Source organism: Streptococcus merionis DSM 19192 (genome assembly GCF_000380085.1).
Lineage (GTDB): Bacteria > Bacillota > Bacilli > Lactobacillales > Streptococcaceae > Streptococcus > Streptococcus merionis.
This window is the reverse complement of the sequence record NZ_KB904558.1, coordinates 63787-86345: the sequence shown is the minus strand read 5'-3', so window position 1 is coordinate 86345 and position 22559 is coordinate 63787. Positions and strand designations below refer to the sequence as shown.

Sequence of the window (22559 nt, the reverse complement as noted above, 5' to 3'; positions counted from 1 at the left end):
TTCTCTGAAATGGTACAATAGAAAAGATCATAATCGTGTAGAGAAAAGGAAATGACATGCAAAAGGGAATTTTTATTTCAGTGGAAGGGCCAGATGGAGCAGGCAAGACCAGCGTAATCACTCAGCTGCTGCCAAGATTGGCAGATTATGGCAAGGTAGTGACGACTCGGGAGCCTGGAGGAGTGCCAATTGCGGAGAAAATCCGTGAAGTGATCTTGAATCCAGAACACACCGGTATGGACGATAAGACTGAGCTCTTGCTTTATATCGCCGCTCGTCGGCAGCATTTGAAAGAACGGATTGAGCCAGCTTTGGAAGCAGGGAACATTCTCTTGGTCGATCGTTTTATTGATTCTTCTGTGGCTTATCAGGGCTTTGGACGAGGTCTGAATCCAGCAGATATTGACTGGCTAAACCATTTTGCGACAGATGGTCTAGTACCTGATCTAACCCTCTATTTTGACATTGATGTGGAAGAAGGCTTGGCAAGGATCGCTCAGACCCGCGGTCATGAGGTCAATCGTTTGGATATGGAGAGCCTTGGCCTGCACCAGCGAGTGCGAGAAGGCTATCTTTCCATTTTGAACAAGCAGCCCGATCGTCTGGTCAAAATTGATGCCAGCCAGCCCTTGGAGCAAGTAGTAGCTGACGCTTGGTCAGTCATTGAAACGCGCTTTTTTAAGGACTAGCCTATGAAATTAGAAATCTTAAAGCGCCAGCAGCCCAAGTTATTTGACGAGTTTCAACAGATTTTGCAGGCAGGAAAACTAGCCCACGCTTACCTCTTCACAGGTGCTTTTGCAAGTCTAGACATGGCTGTTATGCTGGCTCAGGCTAGTTATTGTGAAGCACCTCTTGATAGCCTGCCTTGCCAGATTTGCCGAGCTTGTCGCTTGATTGAAGCCGATGAGTTTTCAGATGTCAAGCGTTTGACCCCGACTAATAATATCATCAAGACCGATCTAGTGCGTGAGGTCATGCAGGACTTTGTCCAATCGGGATTTGAGACAGATCATCAACTATTGATCATTGAAGGCGCTGATAAGATGCATGTCAATGCAGCAAATAGCCTACTCAAGTTTATTGAGGAACCTCAAAGCAAGGTCAATATTTTTCTTTTGACCGATCAGGAGACAGCTGTTTTGCCAACTATTAAGAGTCGTTGTCAGATCTTTCATTTTCCTAAAAATCAAGCACTGATGCAGGAAGAATTAGAGGCAGCTGGCCTACTTAAGACACAAGCTCAGCTCTTGTCAGATTTGTGTCCAACTTTGGATCAGGCTTTGGCTTTGGGACAAAATAGTCATTTTATGGAAACGCTAAGTGTCGCAGAGACATGGATTGAACGCTATTTGGCAGGCGATGCGATGGCATATCTGACCACGGCCAAATTGTCAAGTCTTCCCTCTGATAAAGCAGAGCAAGGGCAATTATTTGACCTTTTGACCTTGCTTTTAGCTAAGGCGATGCCAACGAAAAAGGCGCAGGAAGGACTGAGTCAGCTCCTAGAAGTAAGGCTCATGTGGCAGGCTAATGTCAGCCTGCAAAACGCTTTAGAATACATGATTTTGACAGCGTGAGATAATAGAAATAGAAAAGAAATAGTATGGACAAACGAGAATTATTTAACGCCCTAGAGACATTTTCCCAGAATTTGATGTTGACTCTAGCAGAAGTTGAGTCCATCAAGGCTCATTTGCAGGACTTGGCTCAAGAAAATACAGCACTCAGATTAGAAAACGACAAACTGCGCGAGCATTTACAACAATTAGAGACAGCAGAAGATGTTAAACTAGTTCGCAACACCAGCAATCTGGAAAAAATTTACGATGATGGGTTTCACATCTGTAAGGATTTCTTTGGGCAACGTAGGGATAATGATGAGCCCTGTGCCTTTTGCTTAGAACTTATCTACCGCGAGGATGTCTAGATGGCAGTGGAAGTACAACGTTCCTTTAAAGGAGAGCAGGGAACTGGGACCCTTTACTTAGTGCCGACACCTATCGGAAATCTTGGAGATATGACTTTTCGGGCGGTTGAGACGCTCAAGGCTGTTGACCTCATTGCTGCTGAAGATACCCGTAACACAGGTCTCTTACTCAAGCATTTTAAGATTGAGACTCGTCAGATTGCTTTTCATGAGCACAATGCCTATGAGAAAATCCCTGATTTGATTGCTCTTCTTAAAGCAGGAAAGCATCTGGCTCAGGTTTCAGATGCGGGTTTGCCCTCTATTTCTGATCCCGGTCATGATTTGGTCAAGGCTGTGATTGCTGAGGGAATTCCAGTCGTCGCTCTTCCGGGCGCATCAGCTGGAATTACAGCTCTTATCGCCTCTGGTCTAGCACCTCAACCCCATGTTTTTTACGGTTTTTTACCAAGAAAAGCAGGGCAGCAAAAGGCTTTTTTTCAAGAAAAACGGCTTTATCCTGAAACCCAGATTTTTTACGACTCTCCCTATCGAGTGACTGATACGCTGGCAAATATGTTGGCCATCTATGGCGACAGACAAGTGGTCATCGTTCGTGAGCTGACCAAGCTCTATGAAGAGTATCAGCGGGGATCGATTACAGAGATACTCGACTATCTGGCCGAGCATCCACTTAAAGGTGAGTGCCTGTTGGTGGTGTCAGGTGCAAGCGAGGAGCTTGTTCCTAGTGAAGACTTAGCCGAGCTTGATGTCGTGGCCAGTGTTCAAGCCCTTATTGACCAAGGCAAAAAGCCTAATCAGGCCATCAAGACTGTTGCCAAACAGTATGGACTAGACCGTCAGACCGTCTACAACCAGTTTCATGGTTTAACATAAAAGATACTGAGACAGACAGCTATGATGGCTTCGCCCACACCTCCAAAACATGTAATCGTTGAAGATTACGTATAAATATTTCTCAAGCGCGGACTTATCATCTAGCGTGCCTCTGAAGGAGAGGGTTTAATTGAATATAGACAAAAAGAGTCTGGGACAATCCCAGACTCGCTTATTTTTCTAATTTCCTTGCAAGACGCAGTGGTTGGGAGTAAGACTTGTTGGCCATGCCAACTTAGTCTTACCCCCTGCACAGGTTATTAGGCGCTTTAGCGCCAATGAGCCACTGCTGAGTGGGCTCTAATACATTGATGAATCAACTTTTAGAGCCCTACTCAGCGGTTCGCTGTTTCCAATCGTTTGCTTACAATGTTCGCAACTCTTGGACAGCTATCGCATAGGTGGAACATCTGGGTGTGGACAACGCCATCATGGCTGTTTGTCCCAGTCTCTTTTTCAAAACTTGTCGAATCAATTATCCGCAAAATTAGCTGTAATAGTGTTCAAAGATAAGAACCTGTCTTCACGAGTAAGAGATGTTGATTCAGGAGATGGTTTCCTTTGAGTATTACCTATTTATTGCTAAAAAAGAATGGTGGGGTATAATTGCTTAAGGTTTCAAAACATTTGATAGCCCCTTCATTATCATTACAGATAATAAGACAGACATCATCGCCACAAACGGTGGCCACAACTTCTGGAATTTGCATGGCATCTAAAATAGATCCAAACGATTGGGCCAAGCCGGGCAACGTTTTTAGCACAACTTGATTTTGGACGGGTTTTAGCATGATCAGGGCATCTTCCATATAAAAACGAAGGCGGTGCTCCCAACGACTAGGTGAAATTTTGTGGATTTCATAGTGAGCATCTTCGTTATTAGAAACCTTGACCAAGTGCAAATCTTTCATATCTCTTGAGAGAGTTGCTTGAGTGACAGAGATACCATTTTTCTTGAGGGCTTCTTGAAGCTCTTGCTGGGTATGGATTCTCGTCTCTGTAATCAGAGAGCGAATAAGTTGGTGTCGGGCCTCTTTTTTATTCATAGTAACCTTGTATTTCCTTTGATAACGTTTTCTAATGCTTTATAAACATTATTGTAACATAAATAAAAAGATAAGAAAAATTATATTAATTTTTCAAAAAGCTAGCTTATTGTAAAAGTTTAGTGTAAGATAGAGGTGTATTGATGTGGAAAATCTGTTTATGGATAACAGTTTAGAAAAAATGGGGTTTACTACGGATGATTACTAAAGAGCAGTACCAACTGCTACGTGGTTTGGATGATTTTAAATATTTCTCCATGGCACAATTTGACAAGTTGGTAGCTACCATGACGCTCAGAAAGGTCCGAAAGGGACAAATTCTTTTCTTTGAAGGGGATAAGCGAGATCGGCTGTTTTTGTTAACTTCAGGTTATGCTAAGATTGAGCAGTTTGATATTACAGGCTCATTTATCTATACTGATTATGTTCGTCAAAAAACAGTTTTTCCGTATGGAGATTTGTTTACAGAGGAGAATTACCATTTTACAGCGACTGCTGTGGCGGAGCTTGAATATATTAGCTTTCCCTTAGAGTTGTTTGAAAAATTTTCATTAACAAATCCAGCACAAATGAAGATGCTCTATCAAAAATTATCAAATTTGCTCAGATTACATGAAATTCGACTGCGAAATTTGGTGGTTTCCAGCGCCACGGTGAGGGTCACGCAGTCATTGGCTTTCTTGCTCTATGAGATGTGCGAAGGGACAGATACGCTTCCTTTTGGGATTACGACGATAGATGTTGCTAATATGAGTGGCACGACTCGTGAAACGGTCAGTCATGTCTTTAAGCAATTGAAAAAAGAAGGGGTTTTAGCCTTTAAAGGAAGACGACTCACTTTTCTAGATAGAGAGTATTTTTCACAGTTTTTGAATTAAATTAACAGGTGAGATTGGTGTAGATGGCTACAATGGTTGTCTATGCCAATCTTTTTTATAAAATCATAAATTTATAAATATTAATTTTTTAGTATAAATTAAGGGAGAAACAAGTTCCTGATGTGAAATTTGTATAAATAAAAAAAGAAGGGAAAGGTCCCGTGAAAACGCTCACACATAATTTGCGAGATTGCTTAAAAAGCTTCTTTGGGAATTTCTTAAAATGAAGTTGTCAACAAGGGAAAATCCCTACAAGATTAACGTTACAGAAAGGAAGTAACACCTATGTCAAACACTAAACCCATTCATGTTTTCTCTGAGATCGGTAAACTCAAGAAAGTCATGTTGCACCGCCCAGGCAAGGAAATTGAAAACCTGATGCCAGACTACTTGGAGCGCCTGCTCTTTGATGATATTCCTTTCCTCGAAGATGCTCAAAAAGAGCACGACGCTTTTGCACAAGCTCTGCGTGATGAGGGTGTAGAAGTTCTCTATTTAGAAGACTTGGCTGCTGAATCGCTGACATCTCCTGAATTAAAAGAGCAATTCGTAGACGAATACCTAGAAGAAGCGAATATCCGTGGTCGTGCAACAAAGAAAGCCATTCGTCAACTTTTGCTTTCAATTGACGATAATCGTGAGTTGATTGACAAAACAATGGCCGGTATTCAGAAATCTGAATTGCCAGAAGTTCCAGCAGATGAAAAGGGCTTGACAGACTTGGTAGAGTCTAACTACCCATTTGCTATCGATCCGATGCCAAATCTTTATTTCACGCGCGATCCGTTTGCAACGATTGGCAATGGTGTCTCTCTCAACCATATGTATGCTGACACCCGTAACCGTGAAACACTCTATGGGAAATATATTTTCACCTATCACCCTGAATACGGTGGCAAAGTGCCTTTGGTTTACGACCGTGATGAAACCACTCGTATCGAAGGTGGAGATGAGCTGGTTCTGTCAAAAGATGTGTTAGCAGTTGGTATCTCACAGCGGACAGATGCAGCTTCTATTGAAAAACTCTTAGTGAACATCTTCAAAGAAAATCTCGGATTCAAGAAAGTGTTAGCCTTTGAATTTGCTAATAATCGTAAATTCATGCACTTGGATACCGTCTTTACCATGGTTGACTATGACAAGTTCACCATTCACCCAGAGATTGAAGGAGATCTGCGCGTTTACTCAGTGACTTACGAAAATGAAGCTCTTCATATCGTGGAAGAAAAAGGTGATTTGGCAGAGCTTTTGGCAGCAAACCTCGGTGTTGAAAAAGTTGACTTGATTCGTTGTGGTGGTGACAATACTGTTGCAGCTGGTCGTGAACAATGGAACGATGGCTCAAATACTTTAACCATCGCACCAGGTGTGGTTGTGGTTTACAAGCGTAACACCATTACCAACGCTATTTTGGAATCTAAAGGGCTACGCTTGATTAAAATTGGCGGAAGCGAGTTGGTTCGGGGTCGTGGTGGGCCACGTTGTATGTCAATGCCATTCGTGCGTGAAGATTTGTAAAAATGATGACCATGAAAATCGGCTGTGAGCCCTATCTTCGGGCTGCGAGTCTCTTCATCCGCTACACTGTCTTTGTGCTTGAAAAAGGCATTGCAGCGGAAGATGAATTTGACCAAAATGATGAAAAAGGAATAATCTATGCAGTGCTCTACCGAGACCAAATGCCAGTGTCAACGGCACGTTTCCTGCCTCAGGGTGAAAAACAGGCTCGTTTGACACGGGTGGCCACCCTTAAAGATGAGCGCAGCAAAGGCTATGGTGCTCAGATTATTCAAGCTTTAGAGCAATATGCTCGTGATGAGGGATTTGAGCATCTCGTTATTCACAGTGAACTGACTGCCAGAGCGTTTTATGAGAAAATCGGCTATAAGCCATTTAGTTCAATCTACGAAGAAGACGGTGAACCCTGCCAATCGTTAGAAAAATATTTAGAAGGAGAACAGTATTAATGACACAAGTATTCCAAGGACGTAGTTTCCTCGCAGAAAAAGATTTCACTCGTGCTGAGTTGGAGTATCTGATTGATTTTTCAGCTCACTTAAAAGATTTGAAAAAACGTGGTATTCCGCACCACTATTTAGAAGGTAAGAACATTGCCCTCTTGTTTGAAAAAACATCTACCCGTACTCGTGCAGCCTTTACAACAGCAGCTATTGATCTGGGTGCTCATCCAGAGTATCTCGGTGCTAATGATATCCAACTGGGCAAAAAAGAGTCCACAGAAGACACGGCTAAGGTTCTCGGCCGTATGTTTGATGGGATTGAATTCCGTGGTTTTAGTCAACGCATGGTTGAAGAATTGGCCGAGTTTTCAGGCGTGCCTGTATGGAATGGCTTGACAGATGAATGGCATCCAACCCAAATGTTAGCAGACTATCTGACTGTTAAAGAAAACTTCGGTAAACTGGAAGGTTTGACCTTGGTTTATTGTGGTGATGGCCGCAACAATGTGGCAAATTCTCTTCTTGTGACAGGTGCTATTCTTGGGGTTAACGTCCATATTTTCTCACCAAAAGAACTCTTCCCAGAACAAGATGTGGTTGATTTTGCTGAAAAATTTGCCAAAGAATCAGGTGCTCAAATCCTCATCACGGATAATGCAGATGAAGCCGTTAAGGGAGCAGACGTTCTCTATACAGACGTTTGGGTATCAATGGGTGAAGAAGATAAGTTTGAAGAACGTGTGAAGATGTTGACACCATTCCAAGTCAACATGGATTTGGTGAAGAAAACAGGCAATGATGATGTGATCTTCTTGCACTGTTTGCCAGCTTTCCACGACACAAATACAGTCTATGGTAAAGATGTTGCTGAAAAATTTGGTGTCAAAGAAATGGAAGTGACAGATGAAGTCTTCCGTAGCAAGTATGCCCGTCATTTTGACCAAGCAGAAAATCGCATGCACACGATCAAAGCTGTGATGGCAGCGACACTCGGAAACCTTTTCATTCCAAAAGTTTAAAGTATTGCTAATCGACCATACCGCGTTAAGGGGCTGGACTGGCTGAGGCCCAGCCCTTTCGTGTTCCCAAAAAGGTGATATGCCAAGATGAACAGCGTGATCGGTCATACTCTTTGAAAATCAGTAGTTGTCTGGATTTCCATTGATTTCATCTGTGAAAATCCTAATCGTCTTGGCCGGGGTGCGTCGACGCCATCAAAGATGGCTGACTTACCGCCATTTTCCATCGCATTTTTGAACACCCTTTGTATCTTGGAATGGAATTCGGGCTAAAATACTCTCATATCTTAATAACTGAATTCGGCCTAAAATCCTCGATAAAATTCAAAAACTTCCTCAAGTCCAGAGACTTGTCGTCTGTTTTCTCATTTTTCATCGGATTTTTTAACGGCCTCATATCTTAGAATTGAATTCGGCCTAAAATCCTTGATAAAATTCGAAAACTTCCTCAAGTCCAGAGACTTGTCGTCTGTTTTCTCATTTTTCATCGGATTTTTTAACGGCCTCATATCTTATTTATAAGGAGATTTTGTTATATGTCTAATCGTAAAATTGTTGTTGCTCTTGGAGGGAATGCTATTCTTTCAAGCGATCCTAGCGCTCAAGCACAGCAGAAAGCTCTTGAAGACACTGCTAAACACCTCGTCAAGCTTATTAAAAATGGTGATGATCTCATCATCACTCACGGCAATGGCCCTCAAGTTGGGAATCTCTTGCTTCAAAATCTAGCAGCTGATTCTGAGAAGAATCCTGCCTTTCCGCTGGATTCTTTGGTAGCTATGACGGAAGGCTCTATTGGTTTTTGGTTGCAAAATGCCCTCCAAAATGCTCTTTTGGATGAAGGCATTGAAAAGGAAGTAGCATCTGTTGTGACTCAGGTTATTGTTGATAAGAAAGATCCTGCTTTTGAAAACTTAACTAAGCCAATTGGACCGTTCTACACGGAAGAAGAAGCTAGGGTTGAGGCGGAGAAGACAGGTGCGACCTTCAAAGAAGATGCTGGACGTGGTTGGCGCAAAGTGGTTGCTTCACCAAAACCTGTGGGAATAAAAGAAATTGGTACCATCCGTACGTTGCTAAATGCAGGCTCTGTGGTCGTTGCTGCAGGTGGTGGTGGTATTCCTGTGATTCAGGAGGACAATGGCTATTTGACAGGCGTTGAAGCAGTTATTGACAAAGATTTTGCTTCACAAACCTTGGCTGAATTGGTTGATGCGGATCTCTTTATTGTCTTGACTGGTGTGGATTATGTCTTTGTGAATTATAACAAGCCAGACCAAGCGAAGTTGGAGCGCGTTACTGTCGCAGAACTAGAAGAGTATATCAAGCAGGATCAGTTTGCACCAGGCTCCATGCTTCCCAAGGTTCAAGCAGCGATGGCTTTTGTTAATAACAAACCAGAATCCAAGGCAGTTATCACTTCCCTTGAAAATCTTGGAGCATTGATTGCTTCAGAAAGCGGAACGATTATTGAAAAAGGATAGTCTGGTTTAAGGGGGAGGAGATTATATGTCAACAGAGCCTAAAAAATTAGGTATTATTGCCTTAACGGCTTTAATTATCAGCTCGTCAATTGGATCAGGGATATTTGCAATACCAACTGACATGGCTGATGCGGCAGCACCAGGTAGTGCCTTAGTGGCATGGCTAATCGCAGGTTTAGGGGTTTTAACGCTTTGTTTATCCATTGTTAATATTGGAAATAAGAAACCTGAGTTATCAGGGATTGTCAGCTATGCTGAGGATGGTTTTGGCCCCTTCAATGGTTTTATCAGTGGTTGGGGATATTGGCTATCGGCTTGGCTTGGTAACGTTGCCTTTGCCACTATGATGATGAAAACGGTAGGTCGCTTTATCCCAGCTTTTGAAGATGGTAGTAACCTCTTATCGATATTGGTAGCATCGGTCGTTCTTTGGGGACTTTATTTCTTAGTTAATCGTGGCGTTGAAAGTGCTGCTGCACTCAACACCATCATCACACTTTGTAAGTTATTACCACTAGCTCTTTATATTATTTTGGCCTGCTTGTTCTTTGATTTAGATACGTTTACGGCTAATTTCTGGGGAACTGCTTCAGGTGGTTTTGAATGGTCAAGTGTCGTAAGCCAAGTTCAAAATTCGATGATGGTCATCATGTGGGTGTTTGTCGGTATTGAAGGCGCTGCAATGATGTCAGACCGCGCTAGCAGTCGCCAAATCGTTGGTAAATCAACAGTTTTAGGGCTAATTGGACTTTTAGTCGTCTATATTGCGGCTTCTATCCTACCTTATGGAATAATGCGCCAAGAGCAGATTGTTGAACTACCAAGTCCAGCCATGGGTTATGTTTTGGCAAGCAATGTCGGTTCGTGGTTTCCAGTTGTGGTCAATATCGCGCTCATCGTCTCTATTTTTGGTGCTTGGCTGTCTTGGACCATGCTTCCAGCTGAGACCACGCTCATTATGGCTCAGCGAGAATTGTTACCAAGCAAATTTGGAGACTTAAATGACAAGGGGGTTCCAACGTATTCATTGTTCTTTATGACCGCTTTGACCCAAGCTTTCATGTTTACCTTGCTCTTTACGGAATCGGCTTATCAGTTTGCTTTCTCACTCTGTACAGCAGCGATGTTTATTTCATGGCTTTACGTGGTGCTTTATCAGGTCAAGTTATCAAGTGATCTAAAAGACACAGGCCAGTTGCTTCTTGGTATCATAGGCTCAGCTTTCTTTATCTGGGTCATTTGGGCATCAGGAATCGATTACTTCTTACTTTGTTTGATTGCTTACTTGGTTGGGATTTTCTTTTATATCCAAGCCCGCAAACAAAAAGGTGTCAAGAAGGTCTTCTCTCAGACTGAACGGATCTTACTAGGGCTATTAGTAGCCGGTGCAGTTCTTGCTTTATATCGATTGGCGACTGGACAGATTGCGCTTTAGTGCACAAATTGATATATTTGTTTACCAAATACCAAAATGGCAGGAGTAGGTGCGATAATCTGAATGTCACCTTCTTCCTGCCATTTGCATCAGGAAATTCAGAACGAATAGATGTTGATCTGGAAAGGAGAGACTTATGGATATTAATGCATTTGGCGTGGAAGAATGGCTGAACATTTGGGAAAAGGATACGATTTACGATATCGCTGGGAGCTCTATAGCTTCTATGACTCTCGATGAGATTTTGGACTTGAATCCAGCTGGTCGTGAGGAGCTGATGGAGATTCTCCTTGCTAAAAAGATGGACTACGGTTGGATAGAGGGATCTCCTGAGTTTAAGGAAGAGGTTGCTAAACTCTATACGACAGTGCGGCCAAGCCAGATTTTGCAGACCAATGGTGCGACAGGCGCAAACTTTCTAGCTCTATACAGCCTGATTGAGCCAGGAGATCATGTCATCTCACTTTATCCGACCTATCAGCAGCTCTATGATATTCCGAGGTCTTTCGGAGCTGAGGTAACGCTGTGGCGGACTCATGAGAAGGACAATTGGTTACCATCTTTGGATGAATTGCGTCAGCTGATTCGCTCCAATACCAAGATGATCTGCATTAACAATGCCAATAACCCAACAGGGGCTGTTATGGACAAAGTTTTCTTAGAAGGATTGGTCGCCATTGCTAGTAAGGTTAGTGCTTATATCCTATCCGATGAGGTCTACAAACCGTTGGAAAATGGACTTGATGTGCCTGCTATCGTGGATCTTTATGACAGGGGAATTTCGACAAACAGCCTGTCAAAAACTTACTCAGTACCAGGTGTTCGAGTAGGGTGGGTCGTCTCTAACGATGACTTGGCTAATCGTTTCAGGAAATATCGTGACTATACCATGATTTGTGCGGGTGTTTTTGACGATTTTATCACGACCTATGTTCTCAAACATCGAAAAACCATCCTCAAGCGTAATCAGGAGATTGTTAGCCGAAATCTGGAAATTGTGAAAAATTGGGTGGCTAAGGAGGCGCGAGTGTCGCTGATCTTCCCTCGTCATGTATCAACTTCTTTTATCAAGCTAGACGTGCCAGAAGAAACAGAAACGTTTTGCATTCGCCTGCTTAAGGAAAAAGGAGTCCTGTTGGTTCCAGGCAATCGTTTTGACATGCCAGGTTATGCTAGACTTGGCTATTGTTGCCAGACGGAAGTTCTGGAAAAAGGTCTTGAAAAATTATCAGAATTTCTGCGAGCGTATGATTAAGGCTCTGTATTTCGTAGCTAAATGCAGTCGCTGAAATTGTGGTATACATACCTCTTGTTGAGAGAAAATCCAATAGTTCTTTCAAAAAAGCTATGAAATTATTTTTTAAAATTGCACTTATCAAAAGCTAGGATAGGTGCAATTTTTCGTACATTTGCCATGTGAGAACCGATCTTTTTATTACCATTTTTTCAAAATGTGGTACAATAAGAAAGACGATTGATTTAATCATACTTAATTTTAAAAGGAGCTTTTATGACAGCTGTAAAACGTTTAATTGAAACTTTTGTTCCTGAAAACTATGACCTTTTCTTGGACATTAACCGCAGCAGCAAGACCTTCTCTGGTCGTGTGACTATCACAGGAGAAGCGCTCAAGGAGCAGATTTCCCTCCACCAACACGATTTGGAAATTCTTTCGGTGACTTTAGAAGGGAAATCCTTGAATTTTACCAAAGATGATGCCAATGAAGCAGTGCACATCGCGGTTGGACGGACTGGTGATGTGGCCTTGACAGTGATGTTTGCTGGAAACATCACGGACAATATGACAGGGATCTACCCATCTTACTACACTGTTGACGGTGTGAAAAAAGAAGTGATTGCTACTCAGTTTGAGAGCCATTTTGCCCGTGAAGCCTTTCCATGTGTGGACGAGCCAGAAGCTAAGGCCACCTTTGATTTCTCTGTGACATTTGATCAGGAAGAGGGAGAGATTGTTCTGTCCAACATGCCTGAAATCAAGGTTGAACACCGCAAAGAAACAGGTGTTTGGACTTTTGACACGACCCCACGCATGTCGTCTTATCTGCTTGCCTTTGGTTTGGGAGATTTGCAGTCCAAGAAAGCTAAGGCCAAGGGTGGTACTGAAGTAGGAATCTTTGCGACCAAGGCTCACCCTGCATCATCTCTGGATTTTGCCCTTGATATCGCTGTTAGGGTCATTGATTTCTACGAGGACTATTTCGGGGTGAAATACCCTATTCCGCTCTCCTACCAGTTGGCTCACCCTGACTTTTCATCAGGGGCCATGGAAAATTGGGGATTGATTACCTACCGTGAAATCTATCTTTTGGTTGATGAAAATTCAAGTGTGTCCAGCCGTCAGCAGGTGGCATTAGTCATTGCTCACGAACTTGCTCACCAGTGGTTCGGAAATCTCGTTACCATGAAATGGTGGGACGATCTTTGGCTCAATGAAAGCTTTGCGAACATGATGGAATACGTGGCAATTGATGCTATCGAGCCAAGCTGGAACATCATGGAAGACTTCCAAACGACTGGTTGCCCAGCAGCTCTTAAACGAGATGCGACAGATGGTGTGCAATCAGTACACGTTGAAGTCAACCATCCTGATGAGATCAATACCCTCTTTGACCCTGCGATTGTCTACGCTAAGGGGAGCCGCCTTATGCATATGCTCCGCCGTTGGCTGGGCAATGAAGCCTTTGCGGCTGGTCTCAAGATTTACTTTGAAAAGCACCAGTATGGCAGCACGGTTGGTCATGATCTTTGGGAAGCTCTCAGCCAGACCTCTGGTAAGGATGTTGCTAGCTTTATGGACTCTTGGTTGGAACAACCGGGTTACCCAGTAGTATCTGCCAACGTTGAAGATGGTGCTCTCAAGCTAAGCCAAGAGCAATTCTTCATTGGGGAGCACGAGAATAAAGGACGCCTTTGGGAAATCCCGCTTAATAGCAATTGGGCTGGATTACCAGACACCTTGTCTAGTGAGAGTATGACCATTGCTAACTTTGACGGTTTAGCTGCAGACAATAGCAATGCTCTACGTCTCAACACTGAAAATACTGCTCATTACATCACCAACTACCAAGGACAGCTTTTGGAAAATATTCTTAAAGCATTGCCAGATTTGGATGCTGTCACAGTGCATCAGATTTTGCAAGAGCGCCGTCTTTTAGCTGAAGCAGGACAAATTTCTTACGGTGACTTGGTCGGTCTAATAGCTGAACTGACAGGTGAGAAATCCTACATGGTAGCCGCTGGGATCAGCCAAATTGGTACAGGTTTAGACCGTTTTGTCGATGAAGGCTCTGCTATTGAATCCAAGTACAAAGAGTTATTGATTAATATCTTTGGCGCAGACTATGCCCGTCTTGGTTTTGAAAAAGTTGCTGGTGAGTCTGACGAAGACGAAATGACTCGTGAAATTGTCTTGTCTAATCTGCTTTACGCAGACCATGCCGAGGCGGTTGCTAAGGCTAGCGAGCTCTTTGAAATTCACAAGGATGATCTGAGCAAACTTCCAGCCAGCTTACGTGGCGAGGTCCTGCGTAATCAGCTGAAAACAGCTGAAACAGATGACTTGGTTGAACAATATCTAAAAGCCTATGTAGCAACGAATGACAATAACTTCCGTCGCGATTTGGCTCTAGCGTTAGCACAAAGCAAGTGCGAAACAACTGTTGCCCGTATTTTAGAAAGCTTCAAGAATAAGGACATCATCAAGCCGCAGGATTTGTCTATGTGGTATGCCTTCTTGCTCAGCCGTCCGTTCACTCAGAAGTATGTCTGGGCATGGGCGCGTGAGAATTGGGACTGGATCAAATCAGCCCTCGGTGGCGACATGAGCTTTGACAAGTTTGTCATCTACCCAGCTATGATGTTCAAAACTAAGGAGCGCTTGGATGAGTTTAAAGCTTTCTTTGAGCCTCAACTAGATGATATGGCCATCAGCCGTAATATCTCTATGGGCATCAAGGAAATCGCTGCTCGAGTTGACCTCATTGAACGCCAAAAATCAGCTGTCCATGCAGCGATTGAAGAAGCAGTGTAAGTTAATTGAAGAAAGAGAGTGGAACAGACAGCTATGAGTCATGGTAGTCTTGTCCCGCTCTCTTTTTCCTTTTTTCTACGAATAAAAGAGTTGGAGGTGATTTATGTTAGTTGCAGTGAATCGCTTTGGGCGCTTGGTTAATACTGTTAGTGATAAAGTGACACCTGATCAGGCGCCGTTTGCTTGCCCAGGTTGCCAAAGTCAGGTTCGTTTTAAAAAAGGCAAGATCAATCGTCCTCACTTTGCTCATGCTACTTTGGCGCAATGCCAATTCTTCACAGAAAATGAATCAGCCGAGCATCTCAATCTCAAGGGACAACTTTATCGGTGGGCAAGAAAGTCACAGATAGATCAGATTAGCTTGGAGCATTGCCTGCCAGAGTTGGGGCAAATAGCTGATCTCATGCTTAGTGGCAGAATCGCTTTGGAGGTACAATGCTCGCATTTGTCTGTAGAGCGACTGCGTGAGCGGACAAAGAGTTATCACAGCGCTGGCTTAGAAGTTCTCTGGCTCTTGGGGCGTAAGCTCTGGCTCAAGGACAGCTTGACCACTCTCCAGCGTCACTTTATCTACTTTAGCCAGAATCGTGGCTTTCATCTCTGGGAATTGGACGAGCAAAAAGCCATTTTACGTCTTAAATACCTGATTCACGAAGATCTGCATGGCAAGATTCAGCACCTGACGGAGGAATTTCCTTTTGAGGAGCAGAACTTGCTGGACTGTCTTAGAACACCATTTAAGCAGCAAGAACTTGCTCATTTTCAGGGGAAGATGGACGCTAAGATTATAGACTACATTGCTCAACAGCTCTACTATCGTAACCCTAAATGGCTGGCCAAGCAGGAAAAATGTTATGCGCAAGGAGACAATCTACTGACCCAAAGTCTTGCTGACTTTTACCCACAAATTCAGCCAGTCAAGGGCAAGCATCTCACGCAAGTGCGACAAGATCTGAGCGCTTACTACGCCCATTTTCAAAAGTATTATGAAAATCTCGAGGATAAATCTCGCCAAACGCTTTATTCGCCAGCCTTTTATGAAAGAATGACTAGAGATATGTGAATGATTAAGTAAACCCAAGGGGTAAGAGAAAAAGTTGGGCTGGCAATCGTTCTGACGAATAGCGTTACCCTGTGATATGCGATAGTATTGCCGACGCGTTAATGGCCATACCTGATCACAGAAAAGATAGATTCGAGAAATCAGGTGCTTTTTCACTTTTTATGGTAAAATAGTCTCCACGGAGGATTTTACACATGGTAAAAAATAGAAACGAAATCGATGAAAAATACACTTGGGATCTGTCTACCGTTTTTGCGACAGATGAGGCTTGGGAAGCAGAATTAGCTGAGATTATGACAGCTCTTGATGAAGCGAAGGCTTTTGAAGGGACGCTTTCTGAATCTGGACAAGCCCTTTTAGCGGTGACAGACGCTCAGCTCGCCCTCATGCGTCGGATTGAAAAGCTTTATGTCTATGCTAGCATGAAGAATGACCAAGACACTCGCGAGGCTAAATACCAAGAATTTCAGGCTAAAGCGACTAGTGCTTATGCTAAATTCAGTCAAGTCTTTGCTTTCTTTGAGCCAGAGTTGCTGGAAATCTCTGATGAGACTTACGCTCAGTTTGTCAAGGCTGCACCAGGTCTTGAAGCCTATGCCCATTATTTTGAAAAATTGTTCCAAAACCGTCCGCATGTACTGTCAAAATCAGAAGAAGCTATTCTAGCCGCTGCCAGTGAAGTCTTGTCTGCAGGCTCTGAAACCTTCTCGATCCTCAACAACGCAGACCTAGAATTTCCAAATGTTAAAAATGAAAAGGGCGAAGAGGTTCAGCTCTCACACGGGAACTACATCACCATTGTTGAGTCTAAGGATCGTGAGGTTCGTAAAGGTGCCTATGAGGCTATGTATGCAACCTACAAGCAATTCCAGCATGTCTTTGCCAAGACCTTGCAGACGACTGTCAAAACCCATAACCTCAACGCGACCCTGCGTCATTATGCTAGTGCGCGCGAAGCTGCCTTGGCTCGTAACTTTGTGCCAGAAGCAGTCTATGACACGCTCGTGTCTGCGGTTAATAAGCATCTGCCGCTGCTTCACCGTTACATCAAGCTCCGCAAGGAAGTTTTGGGCTTAGATGATCTTAAGATGTACGATATGTATACCTCGCTGGCTGAGACCGATGTCGCCTATACCTATGAAGAAGCCCTCGTTAAATCAGAAGAAGCCTTGGCCATCTTGGGTGAGGATTACCTCAACCGTGTCAAGACAGCCTTTAAGAATCGCTGGATTGATGTTCATGAAAATGCTGGTAAGCGTTCGGGTGCCTACTCAGGCGGTTCATACGACACCAATGCCTTCATGTTGCTCAACTGGCAGGATACTCTCAATAACCTTTACACATTGGTTCATGAGACTGGTCACTCCATGCACTCTAGCTATACTCGTGAAAATCAACCTTACGTCTATGGCGATTACTCGATTTTCCTAGCTGAGATTGCCTCAACGACCAATGAAAATATCTTGACCGAACACTTGCTCAACGAAGTTGAAGATGACGCGACCCGCTTTGCGATTTTGAACAACTATCTGGATGGTTTCCGTGGAACTATTTTCCGTCAGACCCAGTTTGCAGAGTTTGAACAGGCCATTCATCTGGCTGATCAGAAAGGCGAAGTCCTAACCAGCGAGTACCTCAATTCGCTTTACGCAGACCTCAATGAGAAATACTATGGACTTGCCAAGGAAGACAATCCGCAAATTCAGTACGAATGGGCTCGGATTCCGCATTTCTATTATGATTTCTACGTTTTCCAATATTCCACAGGATTTGCAGCAGCGACAGCTCTCGCAGAGAAAATCGTGAATGGAACTCAGGAAGACAAGGACAAGTACATCAGCTATCTCAGCGCAGGTAGCTCAGATTATCCGATCAATGTCATGCAAAAAGCAGGTGTTGACATGACCAAAGAAGACTACCTCAACGATGCTTTCAAAGTTTTTGAACGCCGTCTGGATGAGTTAGAAGCCTTGGTGTCTAAGTTGAAAGAGTAAAAACACATGAGAGTTAGGGGCAAAGCGCCCCTCAATCTTGTGTAACTTTTCGCAGTAGCTGATGGGCTTGTCGTTTATGACTTCACAAGCTCATCAGTCTTGTGTAGGGGTGAGACGATAACAGCGGTTTCTTTGAATACCGATTGCGTCCCACTCCTTTTTGTGCTATCATGGGGAAAATCATAGAGAGGTGTCAGCATGCTAGAAATCAGACCACTTTCGCTTCAGGATGAGCAGGCTTTTTTTGATTACCAGCAGGCCTTGCTGGTAGAGGACAATCCCTTTCTGGAGATTTATGTTGTCGAAGATTTTCAAGATTTTTTGGAAAAAGCTGCGCTCTATACCAAGCAGGCACCCCAAGAGGGAATGTCACGTCTGACACATTTTTATGGCTTTTACAATGGGACTATAGTTGGTCAAGTTGACTGCTTCTGGGATTCGGACAAGCCAGTAATCAATGAATTAGGTCATGTTGGTTACAAGGTTGCCAAGCCCTATCGTCGTCAAGGCTTCGCTCAAGAATTGCTCCAATTTGCTAGAAAAGTCTTTGCTAAGCGTGGAGAAAAGCAGATTTTGCTGACAGTCCTTGAAGCTAATCATGCTAGCCGTACCTTGTTAAAAAAATTAGGAGCAGTAGAAGAGGGGCTGATTCCTATCACATATCAAAACCAAGAAGTCACCGTTGCCAGATACTGGCTAAAAACAGGAGAGTGAAATGCTAGAAATTAGAACGATTGAACTGAGAGACGAAAAAGCTTACCATGACTTTCAAGCTTTATTGGCGGAAGAAGGAAATCCCTTTATCCAAGTTAAACAGCTAGAAGCAGGTCAGTTTGCAGCTTTTGTAGAGCGTTCTAAGCGTCAAGAGACCGAGACGGACAATCCAGATTGGTCCACCTCGACTAATTATTATGCTTTTAAAGATGGACAAATCGCAGGCCGTGTCGGCTGTCGTTGGGAATTAGACAAGGGCGATTTGGCAATGGTCGGAGGTCACATCGGCTATGTCACTTCACCAGCTTTTCGCAGGCAGGGAATCATGACCGAACTATTGGCCTTTGCCCTTGAACGCTACCGTGAACGGGGCATTTTGGAGGTCCTGATTACGGCGAATAAAGACAATCTTGCCAGTCGTAAAACCATTGAAAAAGCTGGCGGACAACTCGAAAATATCATAACGCTAGAAAATAATAAAAAATTGGCTCGTTACTGGGTTCAGTTATAAAAGCCTGTCTTTTTAGACGAACACCCACAAGTCTAAAACTTGAATTCAGGCGACAGTTTTCCTAACGATAAATAACAAAAAACGAACGATTGTGTTTCTTTAAAGTAAAGGAGTTCACGCGTTCGTTTTTTACTTTCGAACTTTTTGATGATCAACAGATATTAGTTTCTAAAATTGGTTAGAAAAAAGTGCAAGAAATTCCTAGAAAATAGCAGAAATAGTTAGGCAAACGGCTTACCTTAGCCGCTGATGAAAAATTACCAAAAAAACAGATAATCTTATAGTTCCGTACAGGTTGGGCTGGTAAAATGAATAAGGTTTAACCACTGTTTACAGAAAGGTCTATTTTAATATGCAATCTAAGAAAGTTATCCTATCCACATGCTTGCTGTGTGGTGCTTTATTATCTGCTTCAGCTGTTCAGGCTGTGGAAGCAGCATCCGTACCTGCTGTTGAGACGGCAAAAGCAGAAGAGCAAGTCCCTCTTGATCCGAGCCGTATCATTCCCTTAGCTTATGGGGAAGATCCGTCTAAAGTTAGTAAATCTGTTGATATTAAAGCGACATATGATAAGACAACCAACAAGGTAAATTTTGTAGTTACATTCAATCCTAGCGAGGAAAACTGGACTTGGTTTCTTTCTCGTGTGTATATGTTTTTACCAGCTAATGCTGTATCGTTCTCTGAGATTGGTGTAAAAAGTACTCAGGGTAGAGATGAAACTATAGCTACCGATAAATCATTTAAAGATACTGGGACACAAGGAGTTCTTTATGGCATTATTGATGCTGTAAATAGAGGACAAACAGATTACAAGAGTACCTTAAAAGATTTGAATTTTAAATCTTTTTATGTGGGATACAGCGATGTATTGACTTCAAAGCATACTTATACATTTAGCTTAGATATGAAAAAAGATTTCCAATTTAACGAACTCTATTTTTTGGCGGCTATGACAACCCCTAGTTATAGCTATGTTCGTGTCAAGGCTGTTGTACCAACTGAACATCCTCCAAAAACACCTGAAGCTCCAAAAGACAATGAGCAGCCAGAGAATCCTCAAAAAGAAAAGGAAGAAACCCCGCCCAAAACCCCAGAGGCTCCGAAAGACACTCCCCAAGAGAATCCGCCTGTTCCAAAAGATGAGCCAAAAGCTGAAACGCCAGCTCCAGACGATTCTTCAAAAGGTAAAGACGATTCTACTCCGCTAAACCCAGAATCTCCAAAAGACAACGGTGAGTCTACTCCAAAACAGGAAATCCCAGAGGAGAAACCAGAACAAAATGATTCTCCAGAGGACAAGGGTGAAGAAGCTCCAGCACCAAAAGAGCCAGAGAGCATGGAACCTAAAGAAGACACTCCTCCACAACCACCTCAAACGGACGAAAATCCAGAATCTCCAGAAGAACCAAAAGAAAACGAGCAACCAGCTCCAGAAAACAATCCAGAATCCCCAGAGATGGATCAGCCAGAGCAACCAAATCCTGAGGAAGAACAGCCAAAACTGCCAACTCCACCTCAAAATGACCACCCCAAAGAGGATGGAAGCACTGCTCCAATGATTCCAGAGGCACCAAAAGAAGATGATGGTCAGCCTGAGCCAGCACCAGCTCCAGACGATACACCAAAGGACAAAGAAGATGTTCCGCTAGCCCCAGAATCTCCAAAAGAAAATGGTGAGTCCGCTCCAAAACAGGACGAACAAATCCCAGAAAACAAACCAGAGCAGAACGATTCCCAAGCACCAAAAGACGATCCAAAAGCTGAAAATCCAGCTCCAAATGATTCCCCAGACAAGGGTGAAGAAGCTCCAACACCAAAAGAGCCAGATAACACACAACCTAAAGAAAAGGAAATTCCACAACAACCAAAGGTTGAGCATATCGTCGAAGCTGAAGTCCTTCCGTTTAAGACGATCCGTAGGGCGAATCCAGAGTTATTTGAAGGCTTGGAAAACGTAGTGACTAAAGGGCAAAATGGTACAGCCTTTGTCACTTATAAGATTACCAAGGTAAATGGCGCGCCAACCAAGAAAGAAAAGGTTTCCACACAAGTTCAGACCCCAGCGGTTGATCAAGTGGTGGAATATGGCACGAAAAAACGCCCAGTAATCGTCAAGTCTGAGGTCAAAGAAACCCAAGTCATATTGCATGGCACGAAAAAAATTGAAAATGCCAATTTGGAAAAAGGCAAGACCCGTACCCTTGTTGCTGGGCAAAACGGTGAAAAAGTGATTACCTATGCGGTTGTCACCGTAGATGGCGTAGAAACCAAGCGTGAAAAGATCAATGAGTTGATCACCAAACCAGCCGTTGATACAGTCATCGAAATCGGAACCAAAGAAACCACTCAAACGCTAAATCCTACTCCAATGCCGAAAACTCCAGAAAAGGACAGCGGTACAAAGGCTAAGCCAGACATGAAGTCAGAAAAGGCACCTGCGGACACCGGTCTCGGAAATAAAATTCCAGACCAGTCAGCTAAAACGCCAAGTGCTTCATCTGACAAGCTTACTGGCTCAAACACCCAGCCAATGACAGAGCAGAAAGAGCGCAAAGAATTGCCACAGACCAACGAAGCGACCTCTCTTCTCTCCCTCTTAGGCAGTTTCCTTCTGACAGGTGGTCTCTTGACCATCAAATCCAAGAGAAGAAGAGACTAGCATGAGTCCAAAAGAGCGCAAGAACGCTCTTAGCGTATACATGTAAAAGGGGATGGGACAGTCTGTTCAATCCCCTTTTATCCGAGGAGTGATAAAGAAAATTCGTTTTTGACTTAAACTTAATTATATAGAGAGTGGCTACTTCGTCAGACTAGGTTTTCTCTACTTTTTGTGGTAGAATAGCGTCATGGTAGAAACATATAGTCAACACGCAAACCCTAATATGAGACGGCCCGTGGTCAAGCAGGAAATAGTAGACTTCATGCGTCAGCGTCAGGCTCCTGTGACAGATGATCTGGCAGTTTTAGAGAGCTTTGCTAAAGAGCACAATATTCCCATCATTCCTCATGAGACAGTCGCCTATTTTCGTATCCTGATTGAGAGTTTAGCGCCTGAGATGATTTTGGAAATCGGTACAGCCATCGGCTTTTCAGCACTTCTCATGGCTCATCATGCGCCAAATGCCAATATTACAACCATCGACCGCAATCCTGAGATGATTGGACTAGCCAAGGCAAATTTTGCCCAGTATGATAGGCGACACCAGGTGACTCTGCTAGAGGGTGATGCCATGGAAGTCCTGCCGACTTTAAAAGACAGTTATGATTTGGTCTTTATGGATTCGGCCAAGTCTAAGTACATTGTCTTCTTGCCTGAGATTCTCAAGCGAACCAAGGTCGGAGGAGTTATTATCATCGACGATGTCTTCCAAGGTGGCGACGTGGCGTTGGATTTTTCAGAAATCAAGCGAGGGCAACGCGCTATTTATAAGGGACTTCAAGCGCTTTTTGAGGCGACTCTTGACCATCCTGACCTAACAGCAAGCCTTGTCCCGCTTGGCGATGGCCTGCTCATGATTCGAAAAAAAGCAGAAAATATCATTCTGCCAGACTAATTTAAGTATTCTTCAAGGTTTTATGGTATAATAGACAAGC

Annotated in this window: 19 protein-coding genes; 18 read left to right on the top strand and 1 reads right to left on the bottom strand. The window is 43.4% G+C overall.

Features of this window, described 5'->3' with window-relative positions:
- Positions 1-56 precede the first annotated feature (56 nt).
- The 4 genes from tmk to rsmI are packed head-to-tail and all read left to right on the top strand — an operon-like array spanning position 57 to position 2806.
- A complete protein-coding gene (tmk, locus tag A3I5_RS0109680) occupies positions 57-689 on the top strand; it encodes a dTMP kinase (protein ID WP_018374408.1) in 633 nt (210 codons plus the stop codon).
- Positions 690-692: 3 nt separating this feature from the next.
- On the top strand, positions 693-1580 hold the full coding sequence (locus A3I5_RS0109675; RefSeq protein ID WP_018374407.1) for a DNA polymerase III subunit delta': 888 nt from the start codon (positions 693-695) through the stop codon (positions 1578-1580).
- A gap of 26 nt (positions 1581-1606) precedes the next feature.
- Positions 1607-1930, top strand: coding sequence for a DNA replication initiation control protein YabA (gene yabA, locus A3I5_RS0109670; protein ID WP_018374406.1), 324 nt, complete (start codon positions 1607-1609; stop codon positions 1928-1930).
- A 6-nt stretch (positions 1931-1936) separates the two neighbouring features.
- Complete coding sequence (gene rsmI, locus A3I5_RS0109665; protein ID WP_026217031.1) at positions 1937-2806, top strand: 16S rRNA (cytidine(1402)-2'-O)-methyltransferase; 870 nt, start codon at positions 1937-1939, stop codon at positions 2804-2806.
- A 572-nt stretch (positions 2807-3378) separates the two neighbouring features.
- On the opposite strand, the gene A3I5_RS0109660 is transcribed toward rsmI, so the two are convergent.
- Positions 3379-3852 carry an arginine repressor gene (locus tag A3I5_RS0109660; RefSeq protein WP_018374404.1) on the bottom strand — a complete coding sequence of 158 codons (474 nt, stop codon included), beginning with the start codon at positions 3850-3852 and terminating at the stop codon, positions 3379-3381.
- 197 nt (positions 3853-4049) lie between these two features.
- On the opposite strand from A3I5_RS0109660, the gene A3I5_RS0109655 reads away from it, so the two are divergent.
- From A3I5_RS0109655 to A3I5_RS0109590, 14 genes are all read left to right on the top strand, one after another.
- Positions 4050-4730 (top strand): Crp/Fnr family transcriptional regulator, encoded by a 681-nt coding sequence (locus tag A3I5_RS0109655; RefSeq protein WP_018374403.1) that lies wholly within the window; start codon positions 4050-4052, stop codon positions 4728-4730.
- 285 nt (positions 4731-5015) lie between these two features.
- Positions 5016-6248 carry an arginine deiminase gene (gene arcA, locus A3I5_RS0109650; RefSeq protein WP_018374402.1) on the top strand — a complete coding sequence of 411 codons (1233 nt, stop codon included), beginning with the start codon at positions 5016-5018 and terminating at the stop codon, positions 6246-6248.
- 5 nt (positions 6249-6253) lie between these two features.
- Complete coding sequence (locus tag A3I5_RS0109645; protein WP_026217030.1) at positions 6254-6697, top strand: GNAT family N-acetyltransferase; 444 nt, start codon at positions 6254-6256, stop codon at positions 6695-6697.
- The gene (gene argF / locus A3I5_RS0109640) at positions 6697-7710 is read left to right on the top strand and encodes an ornithine carbamoyltransferase (protein ID WP_018374400.1); all 1014 of its coding nucleotides are present in this window, start codon (positions 6697-6699) and stop codon (positions 7708-7710) included. The genes A3I5_RS0109645 and argF overlap by 1 nt, the downstream gene beginning before the upstream one ends.
- Before the next feature lie 536 nt (positions 7711-8246).
- Positions 8247-9194, top strand: coding sequence for a carbamate kinase (gene arcC / locus A3I5_RS0109635; RefSeq protein WP_018374399.1), 948 nt, complete (start codon positions 8247-8249; stop codon positions 9192-9194).
- 25 nt (positions 9195-9219) lie between these two features.
- The gene (gene arcD / locus A3I5_RS0109630) at positions 9220-10629 is read left to right on the top strand and encodes an arginine-ornithine antiporter (RefSeq protein WP_018374398.1); all 1410 of its coding nucleotides are present in this window, start codon (positions 9220-9222) and stop codon (positions 10627-10629) included.
- A 136-nt stretch (positions 10630-10765) separates the two neighbouring features.
- Complete coding sequence (locus A3I5_RS0109625) at positions 10766-11884, top strand: aminotransferase (RefSeq protein WP_018374397.1); 1119 nt, start codon at positions 10766-10768, stop codon at positions 11882-11884.
- Between the two features lie 255 nt (positions 11885-12139).
- Complete coding sequence (locus tag A3I5_RS0109620) at positions 12140-14680, top strand: M1 family metallopeptidase (RefSeq protein WP_018374396.1); 2541 nt, start codon at positions 12140-12142, stop codon at positions 14678-14680.
- 103 nt (positions 14681-14783) lie between these two features.
- Entirely contained in the window at positions 14784-15743 is a 960-nt protein-coding gene (locus tag A3I5_RS0109615) for a competence protein CoiA (protein WP_018374395.1), read from the top strand.
- Between the two features lie 194 nt (positions 15744-15937).
- Positions 15938-17737 (top strand): oligoendopeptidase F, encoded by a 1800-nt coding sequence (gene pepF, locus A3I5_RS0109610; RefSeq protein WP_018374394.1) that lies wholly within the window; start codon positions 15938-15940, stop codon positions 17735-17737.
- Positions 17738-17935: 198 nt separating this feature from the next.
- On the top strand, positions 17936-18451 hold the full coding sequence (locus A3I5_RS0109605; RefSeq protein ID WP_018374393.1) for a GNAT family N-acetyltransferase: 516 nt from the start codon (positions 17936-17938) through the stop codon (positions 18449-18451).
- Position 18452: 1 nt separating this feature from the next.
- Positions 18453-18962, top strand: a complete 510-nt coding sequence (locus tag A3I5_RS0109600) for a GNAT family N-acetyltransferase (RefSeq protein WP_018374392.1) — start codon at positions 18453-18455, stop codon at positions 18960-18962.
- Positions 18963-19314: 352 nt separating this feature from the next.
- Positions 19315-21624: a G5 domain-containing protein gene (locus A3I5_RS0109595; protein ID WP_018374391.1), complete on the top strand. Its 2310-nt coding sequence runs from the start codon at positions 19315-19317 to the stop codon at positions 21622-21624.
- 187 nt (positions 21625-21811) lie between these two features.
- Positions 21812-22519 carry an O-methyltransferase gene (locus tag A3I5_RS0109590; protein ID WP_040834832.1) on the top strand — a complete coding sequence of 236 codons (708 nt, stop codon included), beginning with the start codon at positions 21812-21814 and terminating at the stop codon, positions 22517-22519.
- Positions 22520-22559: the final 40 nt, after the last annotated feature.